Source organism: Pantoea sp. T14, from assembly GCF_036663535.1.
Taxonomy (GTDB): Bacteria; Pseudomonadota; Gammaproteobacteria; order Enterobacterales; family Enterobacteriaceae; genus Pantoea; species Pantoea phytostimulans.
Genome location: NZ_JAWUEB010000022.1, coordinates 224,193 through 236,100, shown reverse-complemented (window position 1 = coordinate 236,100; position 11,908 = coordinate 224,193). Strand labels below are relative to the sequence as shown.

Sequence of the window (11,908 nt, the reverse complement as noted above, 5' to 3'; positions counted from 1 at the left end):
ACTGCGTACAGTAATTTTAAGCCACCAGCAGGGAAATACCGTTCGTCAGCGAATCAATTTAATCACCCCCGCTTTCTTAACTGCTCTCACATCCTTTTGTGATCAACATACTCAGGCCCTCGAAATGCCCGGCGCCATTCGCTTGGGCTGACACTGAATCTCGCTTTAAAACTCTGGCGAAAAGAGATGGGCGACTGAAAACCAGCCATTTCAGACACGCTTTCAATACTGCTATCCGTTGTTTCCAGCAGTTCCTGGCTTCTTTGAAGGCGCTCCGCGTTCAGCCATTCTCCGAGTGTCGTTCCGGTTGCCTTGGAAAAATGACGCGTCAGCGTTCTCCGGCTCATATTGACAAATCCAGCCAGAGAGTCGAGATCGTGCGGCTTGTCCAGATTGCGACGCAGGTATTCAATCAGCTCGTTGATTTTGCTGTCTCGCGTCGAGGCCGGGACCGGGCGTTCAATAAACTGGGCCTGCCCGCCCTCCCGGTAAGGTGGCACAACCATTCTTCTTGCAACGCGGTTGGCAATTGCAGAACCGTAATGGTTACGAATGATATTCAGACAGCAGTCAATACCGGCCGCCGTACCTGCAGAGGTAATAAGACGTTCGTCGCTGGTATAAAGCGAGTTGCTGTCAAGATGAACGGCAGGAAATCGTTTGATGAAGTCCTTTTCATATTCCCAGTGTGTTGCAGCACGGTGCTGATTAAGTAAGCCTGAATAGGCCAATACGTAAGTGCCTAAACAAAGACCCACCACCTCAGCGCCACGCTGCCATGCGCTTATCAGCTTATCCAACAGAGCCTGCGAGGGTTTTTCATCAGGATTATGCCAGTAAGGCACAATGATGATGTCTGCAACGTCAAGCTGCTCAAGTCCGTGCTCTACGTTGATGGACAGCCCAATATCAGAGAGCACTACACCGGGTTTTTCGGCACAGATTTCCAAATGAAATAAGTCTGGCTGCGGCATCGACTGCCCAAAAAGAATACAAGGTACTGAAAAGTGAAACGGGCTAAATCCAGCCGTGGCGATCACGGCAACCGTCAGAGCAGACATGAAAGTCACCTTACCGTAAAGAATAACTACCGGCTTACCGGCAGATAAATCACTGATAGTTTAGTTTAAAGAGGGGAACAGATAGCACTGCGTGAGTGTATGCTCCCCTCAACCGGGCGGAAAGCGCTATTAGAAAGCCATTGTCTCACCGTCTGCCGGAATAAGAACTTTATCCTGAATGCCGTGTTCAAGCGAAAACTCGCGCAACTCAGCGCGGGTGAGAAGACAGTGATTTATTGATTCCATGTGCGAGGCCACGACGGTCGCAGTTGGCAACATCTTAAGCGTGCGCAATGTGTCTTCTTTGCCCATGATAATCGGTCCGTAAAGATCGTTAACAGCATAGCCAGTGTTAAGCACCACAACCTCCGGCTGGAAACGCTGCAAGCTTCTTACATAAGGTTTAACCCAGACGGTATCACCTGCAATATAGAGCGTTTTCTCATCATGATGTGTGAAGACCAACCCACACGCATCGCCAAGCAAATCGCCCCACAGCGCATCGGCATACAATTCGTTACTGCCGTGCTGACCATCGGTTTTATAAATAGTCAGCCCATCGACAAAATGATTTTCTTCTTTCAGAACACGCACATTAAGAAAACCCTGCGAGCTAACCAGCGCTGCGTCACTCTCGTTCTGCGTATAAACAAGCATGTTTTTAGGTACTGCCTGCTGCGCCGCTTCGTCCCAGTGGTCGGTATGTGTATGTGTCAGGATAACAGCATCCACAGACAGTAAACTCTCAACATTAACCGGCAAGGAAACCATAGGGTTGCGAAGATGGGGTCGTGCATTCCCGGCAAAGCCATCCCAGGCTTCTTTCTCTGCCAGCATCGGGTCGATAAGGAACTTTTTACCGGCATATTCCAGCACAAGCGTAGCATTGCGAATTTGTGTTAATTTCATTGATTACCCCAGTGATTAATCAGATTCAGGCTCAGCCCTGTATGTGTTGTGGTACCGCAGCTGCCTGCGAGATGGCTTACTCTAAGAGGAAGAAGGGAGGATACGTGACAGGCTCTCAGGCCATTAGTCGATGAAATCGGGTCAATATCAGTGGTCCGTTTTTGCCGTGCATTTGTAAACAAGCAGCAGGCTATACAAGGTGATTCGTGTTATTCCTGAATCAATGGCAGCGATTGCGGTCAACGATCATGAAGGCTTAACAGAGCAAGGGAAAAGCTTGCGTTGAGTTAAATTGATTAATTTATCCTCAGTAAATATCTATTGATCACTCAGAAGAAAAATCTTCTTGCCTAAAGGCAGCTTCTTAGCTAATCATTTAGGAAATGATTATTCTATAAATAGATTGTGATAGTCCATGCCAGAATCGTTTGCAGTAAAAATTCGTGGTCGGGTACGGCTTTTCAATAAATATTGATTTTTAAATCAAGGAATTATGCTGCTTTCCTTTGCGGGTTACTCAGCAGTGAAAGAGATCCATACAAATTTGTTTGCTTTGAAAAAGCGATGACTCACCCACTAACCATTTACATACATCCGGAATTAATAATGCAAAAATTTGATATGCCCTCTGCGCCTAAAGGATTCGAGCACAAATTTGTGCGCGTCAATGATTTGAGATTCCATTACGTTGATGGGGGCGCGAATACGTCTGAAACTATCGTTCTACTCGCCGGCTTCCCGGAATCTTGGTATGCGTGGAGGCATGTTATGCCCACGCTCGGTGAGCAGTTTCGCGTGTTAGCGATTGATTTACCCGGACAGGGAGACAGCGACAAACCTGTAGATGGCTATGATACACAGACCGTTGCAGAACGCCTTCATGATGCTATCGCCTCGCTAGGTCTGGATAACTATCATCTTGTCGCTCACGATGTGGGTGCCTGGGTCGCTTTTCCCTATGCATTAACTTTCGGTAGCGAAGTTAGTTCCTTGGTTTTAATGGATGCAGGCATACCCGGCGTCACAATGCCGGAGTTTCTTCCCACTTCTTCTGATAAATCATGGAAAACATGGCACTTTTCATTTAATGCTCTGCCAGATCTTCCCGAAATTCTTTTACAGGGACGGGAGCGTGAATATCTCGCCTGGTTTTTCCACGAGAAGACCGTCAATCCTCATTGCTACTCTGAAGAAACGTTAAATGAATATGTTCGTATTTTCAGTGCGCCAGGCGGTATGCGAGCAGGATTGAGTTTTTATCGGGCGGCCGCAATGTCTACGTCTCAGAATAAATTATTGCTGAGCACAAATAAGCTGACCATGCCGGTACTCGGATTAAGTGCGGACCAGGGATCGATTCCGGATATCGCAGCTGCGGTAAGACCCTACGCAACAAATATCAGAGGCGATTTGATTAAGAATTGCGGGCACTTTCAGCCAGAAGAGCAGCCGCAGGCAGTAACAAATGCTGTTCTTAAATTCATTGAAGACGTTAAAGCGCATGACTAATTAACACATTATGCAAAAGCTGAGGCAGATTATGTGGGCGGTTACGAGGCGGTATTAAGGCATTTTTTTGATCAGCCTGCGCATTGCTGTCCCGGTCGCAGACGACGATAAGGCATTGTTCCGAACTGACAACAGACGAAATAAAGCAGGCTGCTGCCAGGACACGGGCACCTGCAAACCGAGATGCGCTCAACAATCATTTCATGGCAGCCAGCTGCCCGTTCAGCCATGATTATGTTGTTGCCTGCAACCGTGCCCTAACTCCCTAAATGCACCGTTGCTCCCAAGAATCATTGAAGAGAGGTATTGATGGCTAACGTATTTATCATTGGTGGTGCTGGGAACATAGGTTATCGCCTGTCATCCCTGCTCGCAAAAAAAGGGCACACTGCTCGCCCGCTTTATCGCAAAGATGACCAAGAGCCGTCGTTGCGCCAGATTGGTGCCGAACCGGTCAAAGGCGACCTGACGAAACTGGATACCGGATCACTTGCATCGCTGATGGCAGGAAGCGAAATTGTGGTTTTTTCAGCCGGTGCAGGGGGAAAAGGCGGAGAGGAAATGACGAATGCTATTGATGGCGAGGGGTTAAAAACCGCCGTTGCCGCTGCAAGCCAGGCCGGGATCACGCGCTTTTTGCTGGTCTCCGCATTCCCGGAAGCCGCCAGAGGAAAAGGCCTTCCGGCTAGCTTTGAAAATTACATGCGCGTCAAAAAGATGGCAGACGTCGCGCTTGCGGAAAGTGAACTGGATTGGGTGATTTTACGGCCCGGAACGCTGACTGATGAGAAAGGTAGCGGACTTGTTCGTGCCGGCCTGGCGATCCCCTATGGCGATATTTCCCGTGATGATGTCGCGATGACACTGCTGGAAATCATAGAGCAGCCAGATGTCAGCCGCATCATTATTGAACTGACGGGTGGAAGTGTACCCGTGCGTGAAGCTATACAGCGGATGGCAGCGCGATAAAATGTGCCTTCCGGTTGCCACCAGCAAGTATCAGTCTGCTCCTGCCCGGAGCAGACTGACGGGTTGGCAGCGCCCTTTTAAAGCAGCTTGCTAAGCTCGCTATTGTCATTTTCATTGCTACCAAGTGCAGCAATTCGCGAACCGATCCGGTTTGATAAACCCTCATTGGGGCTTCAGTTCCCACATTGAGCGATCACTGAATGAGATCAGGGATGCTGCTGCGCTTTGGGGGGTTTAACGCATTAGCGATATCGCTCTACCAAATTAATGATCAGTAAAGTCAGCTCCTGAAGACCTTCCTGTTGAAGAATATCGCCACAGACAACCGCATTTGAAATGGCGTCCGCCGCACCCAGCATTCCCCACAAACTTGATTGTGGGATGCCGGCTGGTTTAACAAACTCAGCAAACCAGTTGCGAAATTTTTCCATAAAGTCGCGCTGATATTTGAGCTTGATTTCAGCAAGTTCTGGCGTGCTATCCAATGCTGACAGCACATCAGGGATTTCACGCCCTTGCGTCAGCACGCAATCAACATAGCGTGATGCCACTACAGCTGCCTTCTCTTCCAGGCTGTTGTCCGCAGCAGCCATTGCGGCATCGATAATCGCAGTCTGTCGCACATCAAAATCTTCATAAAGGGCTACCAGCAAGCCTTGCCGTGACTTGAAATGGTCATAAACCACTGGCTTACTCACACCCGCTTCAATGGCCAGGCGTCCCAACGCTAACGCATCAGTGCCTTCAAGGCGCACGAGATTCCACCCTACGGTAAGTAACTGTTGTCGCCTTGCCTGATAAGTCATGCGCTGACGAGGAGCCTGGATCATGCGGGTTCCTTTTGTTCAAAAAGCCGCTCGCCAAGGTTATATGCCAGAGCGTAATGTGAGTCAGGAAAGTTTTTATCCGACGCTAACAGTAATTCACTGGTCACTACCGGCGCACCGCAATAGCCAAAAATTCCGTGGTCAATTTGCGTGCGCATACTGCCGAAATAACCGTGGCGAACATAGGTACGCTGGCTCGCTGCGCCCACCGCAATCAGATGCACCTGTAAATGTTCAAGCTTCTTGATAACATTCTGGCCCGTATCGTCGTACGCCCAGCCTTGTGTAAACACTCTATCAATCCATCCTTTTAGCAGGGCTGGAAATGACCACCAGTAGATTGGATAAACCAGTATCAGTGCATTCGCGCGATCTACGCGCACCTGTTCGGCAATGACGTCAGCAGGTGAAGCTAACTTGCCCTTAAATTGGTCGAAATCCGCTTGATTGAAACGAGGATCAAACTGTTCAGCTGCTAAATCAGCATGCTCAACGGTGTAATTGCCGCTGGCAACAACGCCTTTGGCCAAGTGTGATGCCACCGTTTGGGTATGTGAATTGCGATCAGGATGGGCAGTAACGATCAGTGCGTGCATGTCGGCAATCTCCGTTAAGGCATTACCTACTAGTAGTAACCTACGATTGGTAGGTTGTCAAACCGCGTCTCAAACAGCAAAGGCTAAATAAACGCTGTTTTTCTTTTATCCCCGACAGGCTTGATGTAAAGCAGCAGCGTTTATTTAGGGCAATTTCGCCCTATTCAGATAGGTACAGAACATTATTATCAGCTGTTCCTGCAACTGACTGTTGAGAAGCTCTGGCCGATTGCGGTCAAAAAAAGTCCGCACGGTTCCAAAAAGCACGTTCAATAAGGTCACGTTGAGAGAGGAAAGGTTCTGAAATTTCGCATCCGATGCTGAAGCAAGCATCCCTTCACTCGCTACCTCAATGCGCCGACACATGCTTTCAACAATATCACTCACGTCGATTTCAGCAGCTGCGCGATAAAGTGCGCAGGTAACGTCATAACGTTCTGTTTTAATGTTGATGTATTCACTGATAACGCCCTGAACCATTTGGGTATACGGGGCGCCCTGCAACGTCTCACATACTTTTTCAATTCGTCCGGCGAGATGGTCTAAATAGTGATCGTTCAATGCAAAGAACAGCGCCTGCTTGTTAGGAAAATATTGGTAAAGCGAACCCACCGACACCCCTGCCCGCTCGGCTACTCGCGTAGTGGTCAATTGCGAGGTTCCAGTACTCAGTAAAACCTGAATAGTGGCTTCGAGAATAACGTCGACAGTAGCAGCTGATCTTCTCTGGCGCGGTGATCTACGCGGGTTATAGGTGGACAGGGTTTTCAACGTCATACGCGAATTCTTTTTAGTGAAGGATTCTTCATATTATAGAGGACACCCTCTTCACTAATAAATCTAAAGGAGTAAGCGATGACCGTTTCACTTGCGCTGGTCACGGGCGGCAACAAAGGTATCGGCTACGAAATCGCGAAACAGCTGGCGCTGGCGGGTACCAAGGTATTACTTGGGGCTCGCAATTCAGCCCGCGGGCAGGCGGCGGCTAATACATTGATGAACGAAGGACTTGATGTTTCATTCCTTCAAATTGATATTTGCGACGGTGAAAACATCGCTGCGGCGGCGGAACACATCGAAAATGCATACGGTCGTCTGGACATTCTGGTTAACAATGCCGGCATTGCAGATGCCCGTGATGGTTTACCGGGTAGCACTTCGCCAGACACAGTACGTCATGTACTTGAAACCAATTTTATCGGACCGCTGGCTGTTACCCAGGCGATGTTGCCTTTGCTGCGTAAGTCATCAGCCGGGCGTATTGTGAATATCTCAAGTAGTCTTGGTTCGCTTACGCTGAATAATGATAAAGAGTCACCGTTTTATAATGTGAAACTTATAGGCTATAACACGTCAAAAGCTGCACTTAACATGCTGACTATTCAGCTCAACGCAGAACTGAAAGATACCGCGATAACGGCTGTCTCGGTTTGCCCCGGATTAGTTAATACTGATTTAAGCGGGCATTTGGGCGACCGCACGCCCCATGAAGCAGCGGCTTTCCCGGTCCGTCTAGCTTTGCAGACGGCACCAAATAATGATGCCGCGTTTCAGAATGAAGCTGTCGTGCTGCCCTTGTAACTCTCTGACTGTATCCGTGATGCTTTTCCGTATTAATCACCGCTCACAAGTCTTTAGCTTTCCACATCTATGGATAACAGGAAAATCTGCTGCTACCCAACGGTAGTTGGGAAATATCGCTATGATATTCACCTGGTTTGAGGCAGTTCAGATCGGGCAAAAGGCTCCTTACGGAGCCTCATAGCATAAAGTGTATTAAAAGCGGTTTTGAAAAGAGACTAATGTGCGCATCAACCGATGCCTTATTTTAGCCGGTAACGTGCGATTTTATTATTGCGGAACGAACTTACCCACATCTCATTATCGACCTCTAACCCGGTGGTCGCAGCTGCATAGGTATCCATTTTTACACCATCGACGAGCACACGAAGCGTCGTCAGGTTTGTTGGATCAACTTCAATTATTTTAAATGGAACAGGACAGATATCTTTATCAGACGCCACGCAACTAAAAATCTTAGCCGCAGACTGGATTTGGCCCGCAACAATCAATTTACCCGTGCTGGACCAACTCAAATTATCTGGCTTTACACCAATATTAACTAACAAAGGTTTACCGCTTCCCGACGCGGTGGGCAGTCGCAATAATGTCTCTCCCCCCCAGCCCGCAATATAATAAAATTTGCCATCGGGACTGATTTTAAGGCCGTTATTAAGTGGCAGTTCACTATTTGGAACACGTGTAAAACCCTTGCGTTTTGTCCATTCGAGCAGATATCCCGTATTTTCTTTTTTCTCTAATTGTTCAATAAGCTGGGTATTGTCGGTTTCAAAAGAAATGGTCATTGCCAGTCCATCCTGTCCGATGGGTACGACCGCATTTGGAAAAGCTTTAGCGGGCATAACCACACATCCACTCCATGTCAATGCGGGCTTAGAGCCAGAAAGATCAACATTGAAAAACTCAACAGACATTCGCTTTCCACGATTTACAGCTATGAGTTGGTTAGCACCGTCGGTTTCATTGCGCATCGCCAGACCACTCATTGCCAGGTCACTCATTACAATAGGCTTACATGATGGATCTCCGGCGGTAGGAATTGGCGCTATCTTTGCGTTCACAAGTTCGGCCTTACCGCTGAGTGAGTTAATGAGATAAAGGTAACCAGGTTTCTTTTTACTGGGTGTTTTGTCCGTTGAAGCGATAACCCAATGCGTCTTATTGACCACTACCATATCTTCGGGGTTTATGGTGTTTTGGATATATCCGATAAATCCCTGCGCGTGTAGCTTCGCAGCACTCAAGGCCACGACCAAGACAAACGAGCTACCAATAAGTGACTTAATTTTCATACAGGCCATGTGTCTCACTCTTTAATTAACAACCAACGAGATTTTGATGGAGAATGTGCCTACTTTAATTAAAGTACTTAAGTTGATAAATAAGCCCATAATCACTACATTTGTGACTCAGATTCCAGCGAGATGACATCATGGATTTAAGTGCAATAAGCGCATTCGTATCCGCAGCGGAAAGAGATAGCTTTACTGATGCTGCGGCGGAGCTTGGTATTAGCGCCTCCGGTGTAAGCAAGGCCGTTTCTCGCCTGGAAAATGAACTACAGATACGTTTGTTTAATCGCTCAACACGCAGCCTTAGCCTGACTGCGGATGGTGCCGCGCTATATCAACGTTGTAAGCAGATCCTCAATGATCTAAACGAAGCTAAACTTGCCATGTCTCAAGCACAGAGTGCTCCTGGTGGTCGCTTGCGTGTGAGCATGCCTGTCGCCTTCGGTCGTTCCCGTGTTATCCCGATAATTTCGGCCTTTTTGCAACGCTACCCAGAGGTAAATGTTGAAGCCAGCGTAACTGACCGAATTGTGGATGTGGTGGAAGAAGGTTTTGATGTTGTCGTACGGATCGGTGACTTGCCTGATACGCGGATGGTCGCCCGCTCTTTGGGAACGACTCGCTTTGTGGTCGCTGCTTCACCTTGTTATTTAGAACAGCATACCCGACCGCAAACACCCGCGGATTTACGCGAACATAATTGTGTTTCGTTTATTTCTCCACAGACTCGAAAACTCATCGAATGGGTTTTTGACGAAAATGGACAGCGTTACATCCATATTCCCGTCGGCACGCTGTCGTTAGACGATGGTGAAGCCATGGTCGATGCTGCAATTAGCGATGTTGGCGTGATTTACTGCCAAGACTACCTCATTGAAAAAAGTGTTAAATCGGGGGAGCTGGAAATATTACTCAACAAGGTGATGACGCCTCAAAAGCCCGTTGTGGTGATGTATCCGCAAAATCGTCATCTTTCACCCAAGGTACGGGTATTTGTTGATTTTATGATCGCACATTTTGAAGCAGCCGCTGCGGAATTAACGCATGATGTTCCCAATACGCCAACTGCAAATAATTAATATGATGTTGAATATAAGTCGTCATTTTATTTCGGAAGGCTATTCTCATTTTTTGATCGCCTAAATAAAACCAACAAACCAAGAAAAGGGAATAGTTAAAGTAAAAAAGACGGATTAAAGAGTGAAATCACTGGCCGGATTCCCGGCCAGAATGGGGATGCAAGCCTGTTTATTGAGAACTTTTGGTGATATTCACAGGCTGACTGGTATTTATTTGGCCATCATTTGGTGTATCGAATATATTTCGGCACACGGCGCTATTACCCCAACACTGCTCGTAAACGTGTCCCGTAAGCTCTTCGATAACGGCGCGAGCTTCGGGGTCAATTTCACTGATTTTCCCCCCTGCTTTTATACGCGACACTTCGTTGAGAACCACCAGATGTGTTTTGCGATTTAACTTCATTTGATAGCTGAAAACCATCGACATAAAAGCAAGGCTGATCACGCCAATGCCAAAGACCATGGCTATCGCCGTGACAGCACTTTCAGGCTGAGTATGGGATTTAGACTGGAAACCGTAAAAACTCAGGATTGCCCCCATTGCGAAGACAATGACCGAACGCATTAACCTTCCTGAGAAGGTCATCGCTCCAGCATAGATGCCCTCACGACGGCGGCCAGTAAATACTTCATCAATATCTGCCAGGAATGTGTAAACCGTCCAGGGAATGTAGTACACACCGCCGGTACCGATACCGAAAATCACCGTGATAGTTAACATGGCTACAGTGACATACTGTTGCGGTAGTTTAAGGAAATGCAGCAGGCTATAACAAATAACGGCGAATACAACAATACAGAGTGCCCAGATATAAGGTTTACTGAAACCGTGCTTTACACAGATACCGATAAAGATCGCTGTAGAGAATAATTGAAGAATGGAATTAAGGCTGTTAAGCCCAGCTACCATGGCGGGATCGTACTGTAGTACGAATATTATAAAATAGGTGAAGACAGAGGCAAATAGCCACTCTGCACCAAATCCGCAAAGGTACATTCCTAAGTGCTTACGAAAAACGCGCAGATGAAAGGTCGATTTCATGTCCCGCACCAGCGTTATTGCTGTTTTCGCTAAACCTATTTTCTTCTCTTCGGCTATCGAGGTTTCTTCTGCTGGCCGTTCCCACGAATAGAAATAGAGTAACCCAATAGCGATAAACAGAATAACGCCATAGGTTAAAGCGGTAAAAAAGAAGGGCTGCGCAGAGTCTTTGCCATAGATCAAAATGAACTGGCCCGGAATTAAAGCAGCCAGGAAGTTAGCTATCTTACCGAAAATGGCTTTGTAACCGGTAAGTTTAGAGCGAGCGGAAAAATCGGTCGTCATTTCTGTCGCCAGCGTTTCATACGGCACCATCACCGACGTATAAATCAGCTCGAATAAAACATAAGTAGATAAGTAATACCAAAAGCCAAAGCCCTCTATCCACAAGAATGGATAGAACATCATCAGGGGTATGCCGAGTAAAATGAAAAATCGACGTCGGCCAAAACGTTTGCCAAGTCGCGTTTTGCCAAAATTATCAGATAGATAGCCCATCAAAGGGTTACTTACGGCGTCAATGATGCTTGCGACAGAGAAAATAACTGAAGCCTGTAAAAGCGTCAGCCCACAGAAGGTGGTGTAAAAATACAATAGCCAGATGCCAGCGATAGCCAGAGCCCCGCTACCGAGTAGATTCCCTCCTCCGTAAGCAAGTTGATGTCTGAATAGAATTCTTTTTTCTACGTTCATCCTGATACCCACCCAGATAGCATTTGTAATATGAAACGCTGTTTCATTTTTATTGATAGAGGGCTTTATATGTCAATCTGTGATCGATAGCTGTGAATGACTTCACATTAAAGAGATTGTTAAACAGTACCTATGGGTTGAATCTTTCGTCATTGATAGCTAAATCATCGACTATTCATGTTCAGAGCGAAGCATATAAGTGAGCTGATCCCGCTCATAACGGTTATTGAGAGAATAATTTCTACAGGAGAGCAGGATTTTAAAAGAAATAACGCCACGAAAATATTGCTTTTGAATCAGTTTTAGGACGGTACAAATAATTATTTGAAATGTGATCGACTCTACAT

11 protein-coding genes are annotated in these 11,908 nt (G+C 47.0%); 4 read left to right on the top strand and 7 right to left on the bottom strand.

All coding sequences use genetic code 11. From position 1 onward, the window contains the following. Positions 1-86: 86 nt before the first annotated feature. Positions 87-1,061 (bottom strand): GlxA family transcriptional regulator, encoded by a 975-nt coding sequence (locus tag SC127_RS10610; protein ID WP_332626265.1) that lies wholly within the window; start codon positions 1,059-1,061, stop codon positions 87-89. Between the two features lie 129 nt (positions 1,062-1,190). Further along, positions 1,191-1,970, bottom strand: a complete 780-nt coding sequence (locus SC127_RS10605) for an MBL fold metallo-hydrolase (RefSeq protein ID WP_332626263.1) — start codon at positions 1,968-1,970, stop codon at positions 1,191-1,193. A gap of 606 nt (positions 1,971-2,576) precedes the next feature. On the opposite strand from SC127_RS10605, the gene SC127_RS10600 reads away from it, so the two are divergent. After that, positions 2,577-3,479, top strand: coding sequence for an alpha/beta fold hydrolase (locus SC127_RS10600; protein WP_332626261.1), 903 nt, complete (start codon positions 2,577-2,579; stop codon positions 3,477-3,479). 309 nt (positions 3,480-3,788) lie between these two features. Further along, the gene (locus tag SC127_RS10595) at positions 3,789-4,448 is read left to right on the top strand and encodes an NAD(P)-binding oxidoreductase (RefSeq protein ID WP_332626259.1); all 660 of its coding nucleotides are present in this window, start codon (positions 3,789-3,791) and stop codon (positions 4,446-4,448) included. Positions 4,449-4,690: 242 nt separating this feature from the next. Here SC127_RS10595 and SC127_RS10590 read toward each other — a convergent pair whose 3' ends face one another. The 3 genes from SC127_RS10590 to SC127_RS10580 form a co-directional block, all read right to left on the bottom strand. After that, positions 4,691-5,278, bottom strand: coding sequence for a TetR/AcrR family transcriptional regulator (locus SC127_RS10590; protein WP_332626258.1), 588 nt, complete (start codon positions 5,276-5,278; stop codon positions 4,691-4,693). Beyond that, complete coding sequence (locus SC127_RS10585; RefSeq protein ID WP_243079610.1) at positions 5,275-5,871, bottom strand: NAD(P)H-dependent oxidoreductase; 597 nt, start codon at positions 5,869-5,871, stop codon at positions 5,275-5,277. Before SC127_RS10585 ends, SC127_RS10590 begins: the two co-directional genes overlap by 4 nt. Positions 5,872-6,015: 144 nt before the next feature. Continuing rightward, complete coding sequence (locus tag SC127_RS10580) at positions 6,016-6,648, bottom strand: TetR/AcrR family transcriptional regulator (RefSeq protein WP_332626256.1); 633 nt, start codon at positions 6,646-6,648, stop codon at positions 6,016-6,018. Positions 6,649-6,726: 78 nt separating this feature from the next. Between SC127_RS10580 and SC127_RS10575 the strand changes: the two genes are divergently transcribed. Further along, complete coding sequence (locus SC127_RS10575) at positions 6,727-7,452, top strand: SDR family oxidoreductase (protein ID WP_243079608.1); 726 nt, start codon at positions 6,727-6,729, stop codon at positions 7,450-7,452. A 242-nt stretch (positions 7,453-7,694) separates the two neighbouring features. Here the strand turns inward: SC127_RS10575 and SC127_RS10570 are convergent, their stop codons facing one another. Beyond that, complete coding sequence (locus SC127_RS10570; RefSeq protein ID WP_332626254.1) at positions 7,695-8,753, bottom strand: hypothetical protein; 1,059 nt, start codon at positions 8,751-8,753, stop codon at positions 7,695-7,697. A 131-nt stretch (positions 8,754-8,884) separates the two neighbouring features. Between SC127_RS10570 and SC127_RS10565 the strand changes: the two genes are divergently transcribed. Further along, on the top strand, positions 8,885-9,823 hold the full coding sequence (locus SC127_RS10565; RefSeq protein ID WP_332626252.1) for a LysR family transcriptional regulator: 939 nt from the start codon (positions 8,885-8,887) through the stop codon (positions 9,821-9,823). Between the two features lie 169 nt (positions 9,824-9,992). On the opposite strand, the gene SC127_RS10560 is transcribed toward SC127_RS10565, so the two are convergent. Continuing rightward, positions 9,993-11,561, bottom strand: coding sequence for an MFS transporter (locus SC127_RS10560; RefSeq protein WP_332626250.1), 1,569 nt, complete (start codon positions 11,559-11,561; stop codon positions 9,993-9,995). Positions 11,562-11,908: the final 347 nt, after the last annotated feature.